The 18,064-nt window shown below is 43.0% G+C and carries 14 protein-coding genes; 3 read left to right on the top strand and 11 right to left on the bottom strand.

Annotated elements, in window-relative coordinates; translation table 11 throughout:
• Positions 1 to 184: 184 nt before the first annotated feature.
• The 8 genes from PBT90_RS07430 to PBT90_RS07395 form a co-directional block, all read right to left on the bottom strand.
• The gene (locus tag PBT90_RS07430) at positions 185 to 1,930 is read right to left on the bottom strand and encodes a sulfatase family protein (protein ID WP_264809758.1); all 1,746 of its coding nucleotides are present in this window, start codon (positions 1,928 to 1,930) and stop codon (positions 185 to 187) included.
• Positions 1,931 to 2,217: 287 nt separating this feature from the next.
• Positions 2,218 to 3,780, bottom strand: coding sequence for a glycoside hydrolase (locus tag PBT90_RS07425; RefSeq protein ID WP_264809757.1), 1,563 nt, complete (start codon positions 3,778 to 3,780; stop codon positions 2,218 to 2,220).
• Between the two features lie 248 nt (positions 3,781 to 4,028).
• On the bottom strand, positions 4,029 to 6,368 hold the full coding sequence (locus PBT90_RS07420) for a TonB-dependent receptor domain-containing protein (protein ID WP_270132471.1): 2,340 nt from the start codon (positions 6,366 to 6,368) through the stop codon (positions 4,029 to 4,031).
• Positions 6,369 to 6,429: 61 nt separating this feature from the next.
• A complete protein-coding gene (locus PBT90_RS07415; RefSeq protein ID WP_264809755.1) occupies positions 6,430 to 7,683 on the bottom strand; it encodes a sensor histidine kinase in 1,254 nt (417 codons plus the stop codon).
• A complete protein-coding gene (locus PBT90_RS07410; protein WP_264809754.1) occupies positions 7,680 to 8,363 on the bottom strand; it encodes a response regulator transcription factor in 684 nt (227 codons plus the stop codon). The genes PBT90_RS07415 and PBT90_RS07410 overlap by 4 nt, the downstream gene beginning before the upstream one ends.
• Before the next feature lie 571 nt (positions 8,364 to 8,934).
• The gene (locus tag PBT90_RS07405) at positions 8,935 to 10,200 is read right to left on the bottom strand and encodes a hypothetical protein (protein ID WP_264809753.1); all 1,266 of its coding nucleotides are present in this window, start codon (positions 10,198 to 10,200) and stop codon (positions 8,935 to 8,937) included.
• A 138-nt stretch (positions 10,201 to 10,338) separates the two neighbouring features.
• A complete protein-coding gene (locus PBT90_RS07400; protein ID WP_264809752.1) occupies positions 10,339 to 10,803 on the bottom strand; it encodes a DUF4625 domain-containing protein in 465 nt (154 codons plus the stop codon).
• A 56-nt stretch (positions 10,804 to 10,859) separates the two neighbouring features.
• Complete coding sequence (locus PBT90_RS07395; protein ID WP_264809751.1) at positions 10,860 to 13,109, bottom strand: TonB-dependent receptor; 2,250 nt, start codon at positions 13,107 to 13,109, stop codon at positions 10,860 to 10,862.
• Between the two features lie 215 nt (positions 13,110 to 13,324).
• Here PBT90_RS07395 and PBT90_RS07390 point away from each other — a divergent pair, with 215 nt between their 5' ends.
• The 3 genes from PBT90_RS07390 to PBT90_RS07380 are packed head-to-tail and all read left to right on the top strand — an operon-like array spanning position 13,325 to position 14,503.
• Positions 13,325 to 13,702 (top strand): Fur family transcriptional regulator, encoded by a 378-nt coding sequence (locus tag PBT90_RS07390; protein ID WP_264809750.1) that lies wholly within the window; start codon positions 13,325 to 13,327, stop codon positions 13,700 to 13,702.
• A gap of 33 nt (positions 13,703 to 13,735) precedes the next feature.
• Positions 13,736 to 14,272, top strand: coding sequence for a DUF4625 domain-containing protein (locus tag PBT90_RS07385; RefSeq protein ID WP_270132465.1), 537 nt, complete (start codon positions 13,736 to 13,738; stop codon positions 14,270 to 14,272).
• Positions 14,273 to 14,503 carry a DUF4625 domain-containing protein gene (locus PBT90_RS07380; RefSeq protein WP_333482160.1) on the top strand — a complete coding sequence of 77 codons (231 nt, stop codon included), beginning with the start codon at positions 14,273 to 14,275 and terminating at the stop codon, positions 14,501 to 14,503.
• Positions 14,504 to 14,947: 444 nt separating this feature from the next.
• Here the strand turns inward: PBT90_RS07380 and PBT90_RS07375 are convergent, their stop codons facing one another.
• The 3 genes from PBT90_RS07375 to PBT90_RS07365 form a co-directional block, all read right to left on the bottom strand.
• A complete protein-coding gene (locus PBT90_RS07375) occupies positions 14,948 to 16,513 on the bottom strand; it encodes an arylsulfatase (RefSeq protein WP_264809748.1) in 1,566 nt (521 codons plus the stop codon).
• A gap of 662 nt (positions 16,514 to 17,175) precedes the next feature.
• Positions 17,176 to 17,559, bottom strand: coding sequence for a hypothetical protein (locus tag PBT90_RS07370; protein ID WP_264809747.1), 384 nt, complete (start codon positions 17,557 to 17,559; stop codon positions 17,176 to 17,178).
• On the bottom strand, positions 17,556 to 17,933 hold the full coding sequence (locus tag PBT90_RS07365) for an immunity 63 family protein (RefSeq protein ID WP_264809746.1): 378 nt from the start codon (positions 17,931 to 17,933) through the stop codon (positions 17,556 to 17,558). The genes PBT90_RS07370 and PBT90_RS07365 overlap by 4 nt, the downstream gene beginning before the upstream one ends.
• Positions 17,934 to 18,064: the final 131 nt, after the last annotated feature.

Genomic DNA, 18,064 nt, shown 5'->3' with positions numbered 1-18,064 from the left:
GAAATGTTAAATTGATCGGCCTCATTAATTTATAATTAACTAAATATCAATGGGCTAAACTCACCTACCTAATGAATAAACCGGAGATAGCCCCAAAGGAGCTCTATCGAAATCCATAGAAGTTAGTACTTATTTGGACTAAAAACTGGGGTTCTTGTTACATTTATTTGGCATTACAGCTTAGTCAGTCCTCACTTCCTTTTGCGGTGAATTTCAGGGCTTTTGAATAATCAACCAGACGATTATCCTCATCCCATATCCGTACTTTCCAATAATAGGTTTTTCCTTCCTCCAATGGATTTCCGGCATAATTCACCTGAGTAGAAGCTGCTGACCTTACCTGTCCACTATTCCATAAATCGCCGGTATTAGTAGCGCTCAGTTCCTCGCTGGAGCTGACTACTATCTGATAGGCAGACTGCTTTTTGGTAAACTCGGATAGCTGCCAGCTAAATTCCAGTTGAGTTTCTAAGACCTCTGCTTCATTTTTTGGCATATTTATTAAATCAACGCTCAGTTGGGACGGTGCATCTCGGTACTTATTACTGTATCTGGCGATCAGCTCATCGGTTTTATCTCGAAGCACGCTTGCTGTCCTTTGGTACTCGGGGTTATTGATCAGGTTATGGGTTTCCTTTGGATCCTCCTTGAGGTGATAAAGCTCCTCCACTCTTTTGTCATTGACATAACGGAAGTATTTCCAGTCTGCTGTTCGCACGCCTTCGCTCGGAGCTATGTGGTCAAATTCCCAAATATGCTCGATCAATACCGTATCCCTGTCAAAATGCCTATTCTTCCCCGCTATGAACGGCACCAGACTTTTGCCATGCCAGGAGTTTGGCAATTCCAGCCCCGCCAGATCTAAGATGGTGGATGGCACGTCCACATTCAGCACCATATCTTTCACATCGCTGTGCTGCTGCACTCGTGGATCATATATAATCAGCGGAACCCGGATACTGTTATCATACATCAGCCATTTCCCTGCTAGCTGCCGTTCACCTAGAAAATAACCATTATCCCCCATCACGATGATCACCGTATTTTTATCCAGTCCTTTTTCCTCCAGCTTCGCACGCAGCTTTGCGATTTCCATGTCAATACCGGAAATCATGCGATAATACCCTTTTAAGCTGTGCTGGTATTTCTCCTCGGTATCATATCTCCAAGTCCATCGCAGACGATTGAAACCGTCACGTACAAATTGGGGTTGTGCTTGAAAATAGGCTTCTTCTCCAAGCTCAGGACCTGGAATGGTGGTATTCTGCAGCAATTGATCTGTGCTGCTTTGCCAAAAATATTGCTCAGGAGCACCATCGTGGGCATGCGGTGCACAAAAACTAAGAGACAAACAAAACGGTTGATCGGAAGGAGTGCTTTCGATAAAATCCAGTCCCTGTTGCCCCGTATATCGAGTCAGATGTACCGTATCTCCTTGGATGGTTTTGTAGAAGTACCCCCTTCTATCAGGATATTGATTGTTTCTATCGTAGGATTCGTACACATCAAACTGCTTTTCCAGCTCATCATATTTGACTCCATATTTCCCAAAAAAACCGGTGTAATATCCATTTTTCTTCAGGAGTGTCGGATATGATTCTTCCATGTACTCAGCGCGTATATTACCTGTTTGAAAATTGAAATTATGCGAACGCTCATATAAACCTGTGAATAAACTAGCTCTACTGGCTGCGCAAATAGGGGTGGTCACCATAGCCGTTTCAAAATAGGTCCCAGTCTGGGCAAGTCTATCCATCTCGGGTGTGTGTGCATAAGGATTTCCGGCATATCCTAGCGCATCAAATCGCTGATCATCAGTGAGTATAAAAATGATATTTGGCCTTTCGGACGAAGGATCAGGTTCCTGCGCCCTGGCAACAAAAGAAAGTAAAATGTAAAAAAGGCACCATGGAAAACTACATTTGTTCATATTTTTTGATGGAATAAGAAGTGGATATGCATTTTATGAAAACCTGAAAACCAAAGCCCTCAAGACAAATTAAGAACTTCATAAAATACAACTATCCTGTACTGATTTTTGATGGATTAAGCCCAGTACACATGGCAATGGGTAACTTAAGTTTTTTCTAAGTACTTAGGTTTATCTTAGTATTTGCAGCCATTGGTTCATTATTCGATAATCAAAGGTCGGACTCGCTTTCGGCAACTACCCCTCTGTAAATTCTAGCCACGTTCAAGTTCTATTAGCCTACAATTTCAAAGCATTGTCTTCACGGTGACTATGGATCTGGCAGGTATGCTGAGACTTCCCGAGTCCAGTGTAGACTCCGGCTCTAAACTCCTATCCTCCGATGTATAGTAGAGTGCCTGGATGGAAACACCAGCTCCACTCGCATTCAAATCCACAGAAATATCATCAAGCCCTGAGTTAACCAACACAAACACCAGCTCATTTGCAGCCGGGGACTCATACGCAGAAACTAAAAACCCCTTGTTCTGTCCTATAACGCCATTAATTTCCACCCCTACCCTTTGGTAGCCAGGACGTATAAATCTGCTGAAATTACCCAATGCCCATAGCATTTTGCTTTCGTAAAAATCCCCATCATTTTTCTGCTTATCGATGTAAATGAGGCCATCCTTGTAATCATATGGAGAAATGGCAAGCCACCAGTGCCAGGCGCTGGCATTGGAAATGGTCAGGTCATTATGGATCACACGCGCCAGGTAAAGCGCGGACTCCATCCCCAGGTCTCTGCCGTAGCCATTGATTTCCCCAGCATTATCTCCCAGGATACAGTACTCACTCATCCAGAACCGTAAGCCTGGAACGCTAGTTAGGGCAGAGTCCAGCTGCCTTCGCTGCTGCGCAGACAGCTCAAAAGGAGATGTGGTAAAATAACTATGCCCAGAAATACTGGAACTGACATGGGTAAGGTCCCCTAGGTAATTTTTGGATTCTGGATGGAAAAATTCTTTGATCTGCGCTCCTCTTCCTTCCCTATCGGCCTGCTCATAGAGGTAGTTAATTTTGCCGGCTTCAGCCACATCAATTTTGGTCTTCAGGTTTCTCCTGCTAAGGGCTGCATCCAAAGCCCTTACTATACCAGCGATCTCATGATTCCAAAAAGGCGTACCCTCTTGGCCGCTTTCTGACCAGTCCCACTGGGGCTCATTCACTGGACTTACATAGTCCACATCTAGCCCTTTCCGCTGCAAGCCTTCAATCACTTCTGCCAGGTATTCCGCAAATTCTGGAAAATCATCCTCGGCCAAATTTGACTTACCGTCACTTGCATGAGCTTTACCGTTTTTAGTCATAGATACCGGAGGACTATTGGGGAATACCAACAGCCTTTCCACACCCAATTCCTGTGCAGCTTTTGCAAACCAAAGCTGCCCTGCCTGCTTATCCCAATTATAGGTTCCATCAGCTTCCAAAAAGGTCTCTGCCCGTCTCCATTCGTCTCTGATACCACTGAACCCGCCCTGCTGAGCACTTCCTGCACCTATATTGAATCGCCAAAGTGACAATCCTATACCCTTTGGAATTCCTTCGGTATCATTTTCCTGACTAAAAAGCAGCTCAGCTATGGCATTTTTCTTCTCCTCAGGCCAGCCACCCACAAACTGTGCTGACCAGGCATCCGAAGCCCCAAAGTGCTCTATTACCTGAAACTTTTCTGTTCTGATGGCATCGATCTTCAGGGGTACCGATGTAGTGTACAGCCCCTGTCTTTCCTGACCTGAACTATGGCCCGCCATGAGCAGCGCTAGTAGAGAAAGCAAAATAAACCTGGGAAAACTCGAATGACTCATCGCATTTTTTTATGATTTGCTGGAAATTACCTCAAAGGAAACCTAAAGAATTTTTCCTTACTGCACTGCTAAAATCTGATAAAAGGCATGCAAAACAACCTTGGAAATCCAGATCACAATGGATGATTGATAATGCCTTTATCAAAGTCTTAGCTTCAAACTTAACCCGGATTACACACCCGTTTGATTAGGAGGACAATAATTGCAATAAAATCAGGTTGCCTGAGGAAAAACCAATGCTTTGAGCATTAGAAATTGTACCGAGCTGTCAGTAAAATAATACGTGTTTCACGCTTTGCCCTGAAATCCTGGGAGAATGTGCTGGTTCGGGTTTCCCCAGCAAACCGGTCTGTGTTGAAGATATCTCTCACGCTGAGTAGAATGCTAGCTTTTTCACCTAAGAAGGATTTCTGGATACTCCCGTCCATGGAGTATCTGGCCAGATCTTTACCCTGGGCTTCTATTTCAGGAGACTCATAATTGCCCACCAGCTGGAAGTTAAATCCATAAGGAAGCTTAAAATCCTGGGTAAGCTTGGCATTCCACGAAAATCCGGAGTTCGTAAAGTCCTCTCCAATATTAGACCCATCCACGGAAATCCCAAATAACGTAACACCACCATTTAAGGAATACCAATCGTTTATCTCGGAAACTCCTATAAACTCAACCCCATAAGACTGGGAGGAAAGCAAGTTGGCCGGCTGGGAATAGGAAATGCCATCCTCCACTATGGTGATAAAATCCAGCTGCCCATTCACTTGCCTATAGAAAAAATTGGTGGTAAAGCTCGATTTATCAAAGTTTGCGAGGTGCCCTACCTCAAAGGAATTGATCATCTCTGGTTCCAGATCTGGATTTCCTCTTCGAATATTCAGTGAATCTGTGATGTCCGGAAAGGGATTCAATCTCCATGCCGTGGGCCGATCAATTCTTCTGGAATAGGTGAATTTCAAGGAATGATTATCATCCAGATTATACATTCCTTGCACACTTGGGAAAAGATTGAAATAACGTTGCTCATTCTCTTCATCGGTGTTTTTCAGGTAAGTGTCCACTCTGGTGTACTCCCCGCGAAGCCCAAGTCCATACTCAAACTTCTCCTTTTTTGAGGCAAAAATTGCATACCCCGCATGAATCTGATCCTGATAGATAAACTGGTTACTCACGGCCGGGTCTTCTACAAAAGTACCTGAGGTTTCCTCGAATCTGAGATACTGGTAATCATTGTCAAATTTCCTAATGTTGGATTTCAGCCCAGCTTCGAATTGTCCGGACTCCAATGGCTTGATATAATCTGCCTGAAGTACAGTGATGTTTCTTACCTCATCCGTAAAGGCTTTTTCTTGTCCGGTAAGGTTGTCAGGATTGGGATCCAACGTGTTGCCGAAAATATCTATTCTCTGGGTTTTGTACTGATTTCTATAGGAATGGCTAGCCGTGATCCGGAGCAAATTCCCTTCATCATCAAAGCTGTGTTCAAAGATCAGCGCATTGTCCAAACCTTCATCTATTTCATCCTCATTGTTTCTTCGCACGTAATCATAATCATCCTCGGGATCACTGGAATCTAAAGTACTCAGCTCGGAATAAAGCGTATTGGTCTGGAAATTATGTCCATGCTGATACACTCCTTCATAGCTCAAAACATTATCCCCAAAGTAATAATCTGCTCCCAGGTTAAGGTTATGCCCCTTGTCCCGATCCGAACCAATGGTAGTTTGCTCGAGTCTTTCATTGTCCTCAAAAATCTCTCTAACCGAACTTCGCTCGCTCACACCTTTCCAGTTTCGGAAGTTATATCCTGCAAACACATTGATGGCTCCTGTGCGATGATTAATTCTACCTCCTACATTTGACCTTCCCCGGGTGCCATAGGTGGCCTCTACCCCTCCGTGCGTTCCCAGGTCTTGACCTTTTTTCAATATTATATCTATCACTCCTCCTTCTGCAGCCGCGTCATATCGGGCATTGGGATTATTAATAACTTTGATTTCTTCCACTGCACTGGCAGGCAGCTGATCCAGGTTTTGGGTCAAAGAGGAATTACGCCCGTTGATCAGAATATTGGTTCCGCTACTTCCTCTCAGCGATATAGATCCATCCTCAGACACAGAAATCGAGGGGGTATTTCTCAGTACATCCAAAAGTGTACCTCCGGCATTTGCCAGGTTATTTTCCGGAGTAATGGTGATTCCTTCCAAACTGGCCCGTACTGGCATTTTGCTGGTCTGCACCACTACTTCCTCCAGATTTTCTGCTTCGTTCACCATCTCCATTTCTCCCAGCGAGACCTTCCCTTCTACTTTAACTCCCTCTACTACCAAATCCTCATAACCTAGAAAAAAGGCTTTGAGCACATAAGTGCCCCTATCAGCCTGCAGTGAAAACCGTCCTTGATCATCAGTGTCTGTAAAGGCTATGGGATCTACAGATTCTGGGGATTCAAACAAAGCCACCTGCACAAATGCCAGTGCCTCGTTTCTTTCCCCGTCTTTCAGACTACCTGTCACCTGATAAGACTGAGCCAGCCCCATCAGCGGAAGGCATAAAAATAGGATCAAAAAGAAAACTTTAAATTGTGGATTCATGGGATTAATAGTTGGTTTTGATATAAGAATAGGCAAACATTCTATACCAATTTTGAAGTGCTTACCTAAATTGCACCTGAATGCTGTGAAAAGGCTTGTCAAATGTATAGCGCAAAGTGAACCCGTAATTCTTACAAATCTGATTCACTATGGCCAGACCAAGCCCTACGGAATCCTGGTGCTCCCCATCCTTTTTGAAGCGCCCTAGCATTTCCTTAGGGTCAAAAGACGGAGATTTACCGGAGTTTCTGATCTGCAGCATACTCTCATCCATGAGAATATCTATTTCCCCGCCATCCACATTGTGCTTGATGGCATTGGTCAGCAGATTATGGATGAGAATCTCTGCCACATATGGGTGGATTTGCAAAATCACACCTGGTTGGATGTCCTTTTTGAGATGAAGGTCATGCATGTGAATGACCTCTTCCAATCGACTGAGCATTTGCTGCATCCCCTCGCTGAAATCCATGGGTTCTGGTGATTCAAACTCTTCATTCTCGAGCTTGGCTAAAATCGCCAATGACTTAACGATCCTCCGAATACGCTCATTGCTATCAAATGCAGCTTGGATCAAAGCAGCCTGCTGCTCATTGATGGATTCGTTCATCAGCAGTTCCAGCTTACCCCTTACTACCGCAGAAGGTGTCTGGATTTCATGAGAAAGATTCTCAGAAAACTCCTTGATCTTACGGTAGTCCTTGAGCAGTTTGGTGGACATTTTTTCCAAAAAGGTATTCAGTAAGTCAAACTCGTAAACCCCGCTTTTTGTTAATTTCAAAGGTGTATTTTTCTGAAAGGAAAACTGCTGCAGCTGTTCCAAACTGGTATGAAAAGGGCGAAAAATCTTTTTGGAAATGGCCCAAAGAAAAAAACCAATAAATAACAACTGAGCCAAAAATACGGTAAGCATGGTCAGTACTATAGTTTCCGTGATATCGTCTGCTTCTACTACCAGATTGTAATAGGAAATCCGGTAATGTTTCCCGTCTATTTTGAAAGAACGACTGGCTTTCAGCTGGGTCTCGTTCCGGTTCATCGGGTCATGGTAAGCCAGTGTGTCCCTAAGCCAAAGCTCCTCTGTAGGCCAATCCATGGGTAACTCCTGAATTTGAAGTTTATCATATTGTAATTTCTCCACAGGAGCTCCCTGCTCTATTCGCTGGGCATAAGATTCAATCTGCCTGTCCAGCTCCATACCCAGTTCAAAATCAATCTCGGAACCCAGTTTTTCATAGATCACTATAGTTCCGATGAGCAGCGCGGCCAGGGTAATCCCTAGAAACCAAAGACTGATGATATTTATAAGTTTCATAATGCTGCAGAATCAAATTTGTAGCCCAGACCATAGACTGTACGGATGTAGTCTCTGCCCCCGGCGGCGGAGATTTTTTTTCTTAGATTTTTCACATGCTGGTACACAAAATCAAAGTTTGACAGGTCGTCGGTATAATCTCCCCAGAGATGATGTGCTATGGCGTTTTTGCCAACCACCCTGTCCTTATTGGTGAGAAAAAAAAGCAGCAGATCATATTCTTTCTTGGTCAGATCCAGGATTTGCTCATTCACCAAAACCTGTAACTGCGAGTTCACCACGGTGATTTCATTGAAAACCAACTCATCAAATCCCTGCATTTTGGTTCGCCTGTAAATCGCCTTTAACCTCGCCAACAATTCAGCTAAATGAAAAGGCTTGGCCAAATAATCATCAGCCCCAAGATCCAGTCCTGACAGCTTATCGTCCAAAGAACCCTTGGCAGAAATAATCAAAACATTCACCTCCATTTTCTTCGACTTAATCAGTTCCAGCAAGGTAAGCCCGTTTCCATCTGGCAGCATGAGGTCCAAAATGATACAGTCATAGCTATAGCTGAGGAGTTTATCCTGCGCATCAAATAAATTAACCGCACTTTCACATCGCATACCCTGGTCCTGCAGGTAATTGCTGATGTTTTGGGTGAGCTCCGGGTTGTCTTCTACTAATAGTATTTTCATGAATTGACGCTTCTTACATACCGCATTAAACCACTCTACTACAACACTTTAAGACAGCACAAGTATCTGTACTAGCTTAAAGCACAAGCAATACCATGCAATATATCATGAAAAAGATAGGGCTCCCTCTTGAAGCAAATCTGAAGTTGGGTTTGGAAACTGGGAATTTCAGCTTGCTATCAGCAAAAACTAAATACAACTGAACTTGTGCAGCAGCAGTATAATAATTAAAAATACGTGCATTAGACTAAAGTTTATTACCATAATCATCGTCAACACCCCAAACCTTCTTATTGGGGACAGTGGTCACTGCCATGAAAGAGTTTTTTTAAGAATCCCCAGGTTGCAAAAACCACAAAAAAAACTGCCCAGATTACCAGGCAGCCTTTGTCATTTAACCATCAACCAAATTATAATTTCATTAGTAGCGAATCTTCATCTGATCTACTTTAGAAGTATTTTTCATTCCAGTTTCATTCGCATTTTTCATGCTTTGCATTGAAGTCATGCCAAAAACTAAGTAACTGAACGGAAGGGCTTTAATACTAATACACATATTTATCAGCGCGGATCACCTATCCTCATGAAAGCCCACTCTTATGATAGTTCCTACAGGACTATCTAGTGGCATAGTATGAACCAAATTCAAATCTTCTAAATCGTACACTTTGATGTTAGTTCTTGAGCCTTCTAGCGCATATAGATAGTTTTGGGAAGCTGTCAAAACAGGAGATGGCTCATCAAGAAGCCTATATTTTTCATATTCATCACGGACTACTCTTGCTGTAGGGTTTAGATTTGTGGCAACAGACATGGATTTAGAAAGCAATTCACTTCCTGATTTAGCATCCAATACCATTATATGATCACTCTCATTTTGGATGATAAATTTTGAACCATCTTCATTGAAAAAGTAGCTCACTACATCATCGCCACTATATACATTAGTAATACTTTTAGCGACTGGGTCAATTTTGAAAACTCCTTTATTCCCAGAGCTTCCATAGAACACCTCTGATTTATCATGTGCCTTGAGGCTACCTAGCCAGTTACCTGATTCCGGATTCAATCCATCGCTGTTCGGGATCAAAAAGAGCTCCTTCTCTTTCGATGCTACCAAAACCCCTTCCATACCTCCGAATAGCGCATATTTTCCATTGGATGCATCGCCGTGAATTCCACTTACCACAGCCGTTTCAGACTCCGCGACTAGAGCACCTTGCTCATCGATTAATTTTATGGTTTCCGGCAAAGGACCCGGAATAGCTGGATTCTTGAAAGTAACCGCAAAGTAATCGCCTGCTAACCAGGTCGCAGCTCCATGGTGCACCCCATTCCCCATGTCCTTGATGATCTTAGGTTCAAAAGATGGAAGTCCGATTTCCTGCTCGTGTGCCCAAGTAATAGATCCATCGCCGTCGTTAAATATGACAATATTTTCATGTGAGGTAGAAAAGTGTGTGGGAAGCGGTGCCATGGCTGCAGTTGCTACCCACTTTGGCTCATATTCATGTCCATGATCAATATGGAACTCGATACCAGAATCGAAAAACCGAACTTCTCCTTCATTTCTCATGACGGAGGTAATATATCTTCCAGAAGAACTTAAATAAGGACGACTTCCTGCTGCGAATGGTGCAACGCTAAGAGCCCGAGCCGAACCAGCCACTGGATTCATTAATCCGATGTTTCCGGATTCATTAATTGTGACTAGCCTGACCCACTCGCTTTCTGTGGCGTCAAAAGTTTCCTCCTGGTCAATAATTGGATCTTCATTTTCCTGACAGGCAAATGCTGCCAATAGCACTAGGCCATAAAATTTTGTAAATCTGTTCATGCTGTGTTTTTATTAGGTGCAGCAAAGTAAAATCAAAGCGCTATTAAATGCAACATAATTGCATTTAATTTGCAACAGTATTGCACATACTTCCTTCTATAAAAACAATGAACGCTAGTAGCTGGCAAAACTATAGACTTAAAGGATTTTAATACTAATCCCCTGTAGCGTCTGCCAGCCTTCTTTGTCTGTCACCCGGATCAAAAAATGATAATCTCCCGGATCTATATCAGAGGGGATATCGATTTCTGCCTCCGCTTCGTATTCATTCAGACCAGTAGGTATGGTGTATGTCTGAATAAACAGCATAGGATTAACTGCCGCCTTGACAGGATCCGACTCGCAGTCATTGACCTCTGTGCTATGGGTGTGGTGGTCAAAATTGTGGTGGATGTCGAGACTGTAGCTTCCCAGTTCCACATTATCGGAAAACAACGCTTTAAATTCCAGCGTACTTCCCCTTTCTACTACACTGCATTGTATAGGAAAAGAATCCGCTGTAGCGATAATCTCAGGATATTCCAGGTCTATCGCCGGCTTTTCATCTTCACCACAGGCAAAGAGTATCATACTTAAAACCAAACCCAATGCGTACTTTTTCATTTTCAATTCGTTTATTTCGATTTCTTTAAAGATTAGTCTTTGATTGAAGGCTTATGCTAAAATTGGTAACTCAAGGATAGCGTGATATTCCGCCCTGCCTCCGGCAAATTGATGAGCCTATAGAAGCTGGTATGGTTCAGGTACCGGGTATTGAAGAGATTCTGCACCTGGGCATCTACCTGGATTTCTTGACCCAAGAGAGAAATGCCAGAACCTGCGCGCAGATTGACCAACTGATAGCCTGGGGTAACTTTCTCCGGAGGAACGATATTGGCCTGTTCAGCGGTCATGCGAAAGTCCACTGCGAAGTAGGGATTGCTAAAAAGCCCTTTGCTTAGAGGCTTGTAGGTAGCGTTGATAATCCCAGATGGTGGCGGGGAAAAAGGAAGGGTGAATCCTTGCTTGTCACCAGACATTTGCTCGCTATAAACGAACTCGCCTAGGAATTCAAAACTTAGCTGCTTTGTCAATTGATGCAGCACGCTTAGTTCTGCTCCATATCGCAGGACTTCAGCTTCAGTATAATTAAACACCTGGTTTCCGGCACCATACAGCACATCCATTTCGGCAGTGGGATTTAAGTAGATGTAATTCGAGAAATAATTGATAAAAGGACTGAAGGACAGCAACCATTTCTCCTTTTTCAGCTCAGCACCCAGATCCAGTTGTAGGGATTGCTCCGGATTTAGGTCAGCATTGCCCCGCTCGTAGCGGAAATAGTGATAATTGACCCCATTGGCCGCCAGCTCCTTTGCAATAGGCATGCGGAAACTGGTTCCCAAGTTTCCCTTTAAGATCAGATCTCCCGGTGTATAATTCACCCCTACCGACCAGACCAGGCTGTTGAACTCTCTCTGAAAATCCACTGCTCTATACAGGTAGTCTTCTTCAGTAGCCTGGGAAGCATCATCTACACTGGGGAACCAATCTTGGTATTCCTCTACGTGAATCTGGCTGTGATCATAGCGCAGGGCAGCACTAAGCTGCCAAAGTGGAGTCAGCTTAAATTTATCAAGGACGTAGAGACCATAACTGTATTGCTGAAAAGCCGGGATCAAAAATCCCCAGCCTCCTATATCATTGTGCTGGTATTCCCCACTGGCACCAAACGCCAATTCGTGTCTATCCAAAAAGAGTTCATCTTTCAGGTTTAGCGAAAATACTTCTTTATCAAATGCACGCTCCAGATCCGAGGGATAAAGCATCTCGGAAGGATAGATTGCCGGCATATAGCCATGATTGACATATTGGCTCCATTCCTTACGGTCATTCCGCTGATAGCCCAGGTCCAATTGAAGAAAGTTATTTCCGGCAGCATAGCTGGATTTATTGATCACTTTGGTATGCCTCACCTCCTGAAAAGGCAGGAGAATATCCCGGCTAGAGCGATCATGAAGTTCCGAGTCCACCTGTCTTGGCTCCAACCCATGGGCATTGGCAAAAAAACCGGCTTTGGTGCTGACTCTACTCACTCCAAGTGTATTTCGGAAATTCTTACCCAGGTACCCTACCCTACTCGAGAAATCAAGTTCATTCCCGGCAGAATTTCTGACTTGGCCCTCGTGAAGTGCCACACCAAAATCATAGACAAACACGGAGTCTGTAGGGACTTTAAAATCCCCATAATCAGCCACGGTCAGTCTTCCTACGGCAAACCAGTTATTTCTCTTGTAAAACAGATTAGCGGAACCCCCAAACCAGGCATTGTTTGACCGGGTTCCCAGCTCTATCGAACCGCCGAAGCCATCTTCTGCAGGAGGGAGCCTTTCCCGGATATCAATCACTCCGCCTATTGCATCGGAGCCATACTTAAATGAGGCAGGACCTTTGATGATCATGATCTGATCTGCCGCAAACTGATCCACCTCAAGCCCATGATCAGCCCCCCATTGCTGTCCTTCGTGCTTGATACCATTCTCTACGACCATCACCTGGTTAAATCCAAGGCCCCGGATCAGAGGTTTGGAAGCTCCCGAGCCGATCCCAATCATGCTGATGCCGGGAATTCTCTCCAGGGATTTCATCAGGCTACCGCTCCTGTTTTCGCGGATAAAATCCTGCCTGATCAGTTGAATAGCGTTGGCTTCTTCTCGGCGGATCATCTCAGCCTGATCCATAACCACCACCTCTTCCAGTTCCTGGATTTCAGGAGTAGTGTCCGATACATATTGTCCAAGGGAGTCAAAACTCGAAAATTGGAAAGTTGTAGAAATTCGGTTTGCAGAAGCTCCCATTAGGGAAATAGCTTCACTTGCTCCCGGCAAAAACAAGACAGAAATAAAGAGGGTAAGACGGATCACTGACATTTAAATGCAATTATATTGCAAATATAGGAAGAGAGTTTCCTGAAACAATGTTGCAGATAAGAAAGTGTAGAAAATTACAGAATACTCCTAATTCCTCATTTAAACGGCTTTTTAAAGTTTCTGCTCAGGAAAGAATTTCATAAACTCAAGTGCAACATATTTGCATTAGTAATCTTTTATCAGATATTTGCAATAAAGTTGCAAACCATTGAGACATGGGAAACACAATTGCCAGAACAAAAATCCTAAGAATAATAAGCCAGGCTACACATCCAATCAATTACACTGAAATCAAAAACCAAGTGGACAAATCCTGTAGCAGGGTGACGATTTACCGCATGCTGCTCAGGCTGGAAAAAGAAAATTTAATCTATAGATTTCCTGATTTCAATGGGGATTTCAGATACTCATTATGTACGGAAAAGGATCATTCCTCTACCCACAATTATTTTCAATGCCTAGCGTGCGACACAGTTTATAGCCTAGAGGCAGAACACATAGAAACTCCAATTCCTGAGGACTACTTAGTCCAGACAGTACATATTATGACAGCAGGTATATGTCCTCATTGTCAAATTTTTAAAGAAAACTAAATCAAATCTATAACCCACAAAAAGTAAAAAACAATGAACAAACTTAGACACGCATTGCTTATCCCGATTTTGGGACTTGCACTTTTCTCCTGCCAGGATGACGAGGATGTAAACTTTGATGCCCCTGTAATCTCCGGGTTCGAATTTGGTGAAGGAGGCACACATGCTACCGACGGTACCGCATATAGAGGTTCGGATCTTCATCTGGAAGCTGAAATTTTGGCGGAAGCCACAGTAGCTTCTATCACCCTCACCATTCATGGACATGACTTGGTGGTAGGTGAAGGCGAAGAGGAATGGGACTTTTCAGAAACTTATACAGATGAGAAGTATATGGTCAAAAACCCTACTTTCCATGAGCATGTAGATATCCCTGCTACTGCTCCTGCCGGAGAATACCACATCACACTGGAAGTTACCGACCTAGCTGGAAACACCTCAGAGGTAGAAGGACACCTAGAAGTATTATCAGCAGTGACGATCAGTGAATTTGCTATGGACGAAACAGTGGCTAGAGGTACTGATTTTCATGTGGAATTTATGATCAATGCTGTACATGGAATCCATTAGATTTCAGTTGATATCCATGCCCATGGAGTTACTCCTGGGGCAGGTGAAGTGGAATGGGATTTTGAAGAAATCTATGAAGAAGGATATCATGGTTTGACCGAGGCTGAATTCCATGAGCACATCGATGTACCTGCAAACGCACCTGCTGGTGAGTATCATATCACCTTCTCCATTGAGGATGAGGAAGGAAATATCCAGGAATTTGAATCACACATTGATGTAACTGCCTAAGGTATTCAAACTACAAAGAAGCTGTCTCAAAAGCATGGGGTATTCTATTAGGCGAAGTCGAAACCTAGCCTAATTTACAGGAAGCGCTCTTCAGTCCCGCCACCAATGGGGAGTTGGGTAAAAGCCAAAGAATTAAGTTCAGTGCGAGGACTTGAAAGACGGAGTTTCGAAATTGAGAACCTTCGGACTCCGCTCAAGGTGACCAAGATCCTTGTTTAAACCCTAATTTAAGTCATTTCACTTCTGTCTGATTGAAGAATTCTTAAAACTCAGGCAGACGCCGATAAGCCTTTTGAGACAGCCTCTTTTTATATTTTTTACAATACTGCCGCCAGTTTAACCTGAATTTTGCACTAGATTTCATACTGAGCGCAGTAATAGCATTTCTATAGCCAATTATTGAGAGGTTAATAGACATGACGGCTAGCTGCGTGAGCCTATAACTTACAATCTTATCTGGCTTCGCCCTGAACCATAATGCCCGTTTTTCAAATCTCCATCGCAGGCTTCCAAAAGTTTGCTTTTCAGCTCCTCGAGTTTCTCCGGGAATTTGGCTGACAAATCATTTTCCTCTCTGAAATCATCAGGCAAGTAGAACAACTCGAATACGCCTTTAGGCAAATGAGTTCGGATTTTCCAGCCCTCATTGGTAATCAGTGAAGGGCCGATAAATGAGGAATAAACCACAAACTCATGGGCATTCTCCTCAGATTTTCCTAGCAACTCAGGATAGAAAGAAATCCCGTCAGTCTTAAAATCCTTGGAATAGCCCACCAAGGCTGCGATTGTAGGTAAGATATCGTAATTGGCCACCAGACGCTCACTGATCCGGCCTGCTTGAATCTTTCCAGGCCACCTGATCAGAAGCGGCACATTGATTCCTCCTTGTAGGTTACTTCTTTTTAAGCCAGCTCTGCCCCCATTGCCATCGAATACATCGCCTGCCAACTCACTATAATATTTCCTTTCATAGTCATCAAAGCGCTCCCCCGTTTCCATATTGGTATAGGGCTTCAGGGTTCGTCCTGCTTGACTGTAATAGATTTCATGTCCATTATCGGAGGTGAAAATGACTAGGGTATTTTCATCAATTCCCAATTCCTCCAGTTTTTGCAGAATCTTCCCCACATTATCGTCCAGAAGTTTGACCATGGATGCATATTCCTTCTCAATTTGAGTTAGGCGTTCATCATTTTCAAAATCCGGATGAACAGCCGGGATCGAGACAGGTCCATGCGGCAATTGCGTAGGAAAATACAGAAAGAAAGGTTGATCTTTAGTTGTGGTGATAAAACTCAGAACCTTGTCCATAAAAAGGGTTTGGGAATACTGCTTCTTGCCTTCCATATCCCAGCGTTCCTTATAAGTCTCGGCTGTCTCCGGCTCTCCTGATTTCCCGCTATTTAGCAGGGTATTACCGTCTATTTCTACCAAAGCTCCATTTTCAAACAAATACGGAGGATAAAACCCATGAGCCCGCTGGTGATCTAAGTAGCCAAAGTAATAATCCCATCCATGTCGCTTCATCTGCTGATCCGTGGCAGAAAAGCCCCATTCCAATTTACCCACCTGCGCAGTCACATATCCAGTACTTTTCGCCACTTCGCCTAAAAAGACCTGATCATAAGTAATCGGAGATAGCTTATCGTTTACAGTCTTCTGAACTTCCGCTGAGCTCATCTGTTCACTTCCGATTTTATTATAAATCCCACCATTGGTGATTTCAAAGCTATTCGCATGGGTATCTGTAAGACCTGTAAGTAATGAGGCTCTTGCAGGTGCGCAAAGCATATTGGAATAAGCCCGCTGGAATCTCAAACCTTCAGCCGCTAATCGATCAATATTTGGAGTTTTAATGATTTCTTGTCCCTCATGCCCCAGTAAACCAATCCCCAGATCATCCGCGTAAATCAAAATGATATTGGGTTTGGGGGCAGATTTACCCGTTTGGCCAAACGCGGAAAAAAAAATCAAAAAGAAAAGTGGTACTAGCAGAAAGGTGCTTTTCATAATTCTCATTTATCGTCTAGGGTCTTGCGAAAATAAGGAATCTGCGGGGACTTGGAGAAGGGATTAGAGATTTTAGGTTTTTAGGGCTGACAACTAGATATGGTATGTGCAAAAATCAAAGCCTGAGATTCAATGAACCGCCGTATACAGCCTTTCCCGAGAATCGGGAAGACCCGTATCCCACACGTGCGGGAGTGGTGTGAGAGGCGCACCGTGGGCTTATAGCTCACGGCCGTCTACTCGATTGGGGTTAGTTTTCTTTCTTTTTATTCAATTCATCAAGCCAATTAGGGCCATTCTTTGCTCCGATTTTAGAAGACATAATCTAGTAATATTGATTCATTCCTTTCGAATAGAATAAGTCACAATCCACGTGTCTTACTTTAAATCCCATTTCTTTTGATCGAGAATTCAGCTCTTTTAGTTTCTCGCCCTTAAATTCACATTGTGTGTATACTAAACCAGTTGTGTAAATGTCGAAATAGGCAGTAACAAAATTGTGTCGAGAAAATAGGTCAAAGAATATCAACAGGATTATCATCCCTATAGATAATACGATAACGCTCAGTTTCTTCAATTTTCTCCTTTTAATTAACCCCAACGCCCGCTGTAAGGTGCGTATCCCGAAGGGTATGCACTTTACAGAATGTTGTACACCGTCTTTATTCTTTTTTTTTCATTACATGAGCCACGTAGTTCCTATGATTCTCATATCCGTTATTCTCTGGTTTTTCCAAATCAATCATACTTCCTAGTCCAGTATCGAAAATTTGCCAACCATGTTGCTTTGCTAGTTCGATTAATTCGAATAATCCGTTTTCTCCGTACAAACTCAACATTTTATTACTTACCATTTCATCATCAGTAAAGAAGTCAATCGAAAAGTCTTTTCCTTTTATTTCTCGGTGATTGTCGTCCTCATTAACTTCATTAAATGAATTTTCCAGGATTCCAGTGAAGTCTATTGGTTCGAGCTTGTCTTCGTCCAATTCTTCAATTGATTTAATTGTCTGCTTCGAATTAAAAAGCACTATGTCCCAGCTCATATTTTTAAGAGTTTTCTGTGTTTGATATTCAGGCGATCAGAATAATCGGAGTCTATTTCACCGATAAGTTCTTCTTGAATTTTAAACAGTTGAATTCTGAAATCTTCATTTTCATTTCTGTTCTGTAATTCTAACCGAGTTGCCATCTCAAAAGTCACTGCGTCAAATACCCAAAAAAGAAACTCTTTTTCATCAGTCGTTTGGCGTCTTGCTAACTCTTGCCCTCTTTCAATAATTACCCAATGCAGTTTTTTGCCATTAACTTCAATATGTGGTCCGGCAAAATCTTCAGTAAATCCATAGGTTGGTAAATACTCTTTGGGAGCATTGATTCTATTAGCAAGTTTCTCGATTTTTGATTTTATCTGTTCCATTTAATGGTGTACAACATTTGTATTTACTCAACTCCCACTACTCTATTGCGTCTATATCGACATTGTCCACAAGTAGTAGGAGTTCTATTGTCACCAAATTAAGAATTTCGTAGATACTACCAATTAGCGAT

The sequence above is a fragment of the Algoriphagus sp. TR-M9 genome (assembly GCF_027594545.1).
Classification (GTDB): Bacteria; Bacteroidota; Bacteroidia; order Cytophagales; family Cyclobacteriaceae; genus Algoriphagus; species Algoriphagus halophytocola.
This window is presented reverse-complemented; position numbering and strand designations above follow the sequence as displayed.

What these genes read in the sequence shown, in the direction of transcription:
- PBT90_RS07385 (WP_270132465.1), top strand. Translation starts at nt 13,736, where the DNA reads ATGAACAAACTTAGACACGCATTGCTTATCCCGATTTTGGGACTTGCA.
- PBT90_RS07405 (WP_264809753.1), bottom strand. Translation starts at nt 10,200, where the DNA reads ATGAACAGATTTACAAAATTTTATGGCCTAGTGCTATTGGCAGCATTT.
- PBT90_RS07375 (WP_264809748.1), bottom strand. Translation starts at nt 16,513, where the DNA reads ATGAAAAGCACCTTTCTGCTAGTACCACTTTTCTTTTTGATTTTTTTT.
- PBT90_RS07390 (WP_264809750.1), top strand. Translation starts at nt 13,325, where the DNA reads ATGGGAAACACAATTGCCAGAACAAAAATCCTAAGAATAATAAGCCAG.
- PBT90_RS07370 (WP_264809747.1), bottom strand. Translation starts at nt 17,559, where the DNA reads ATGAGCTGGGACATAGTGCTTTTTAATTCGAAGCAGACAATTAAATCA.
- PBT90_RS07420 (WP_270132471.1), bottom strand. Translation starts at nt 6,368, where the DNA reads ATGAATCCACAATTTAAAGTTTTCTTTTTGATCCTATTTTTATGCCTT.
- PBT90_RS07400 (WP_264809752.1), bottom strand. Translation starts at nt 10,803, where the DNA reads ATGAAAAAGTACGCATTGGGTTTGGTTTTAAGTATGATACTCTTTGCC.
- PBT90_RS07395 (WP_264809751.1), bottom strand. Translation starts at nt 13,109, where the DNA reads ATGTCAGTGATCCGTCTTACCCTCTTTATTTCTGTCTTGTTTTTGCCG.
- PBT90_RS07425 (WP_264809757.1), bottom strand. Translation starts at nt 3,780, where the DNA reads ATGAGTCATTCGAGTTTTCCCAGGTTTATTTTGCTTTCTCTACTAGCG.
- PBT90_RS07430 (WP_264809758.1), bottom strand. Translation starts at nt 1,930, where the DNA reads ATGAACAAATGTAGTTTTCCATGGTGCCTTTTTTACATTTTACTTTCT.
- PBT90_RS07410 (WP_264809754.1), bottom strand. Translation starts at nt 8,363, where the DNA reads ATGAAAATACTATTAGTAGAAGACAACCCGGAGCTCACCCAAAACATC.
- PBT90_RS07415 (WP_264809755.1), bottom strand. Translation starts at nt 7,683, where the DNA reads ATGAAACTTATAAATATCATCAGTCTTTGGTTTCTAGGGATTACCCTG.
- PBT90_RS07365 (WP_264809746.1), bottom strand. Translation starts at nt 17,933, where the DNA reads ATGGAACAGATAAAATCAAAAATCGAGAAACTTGCTAATAGAATCAAT.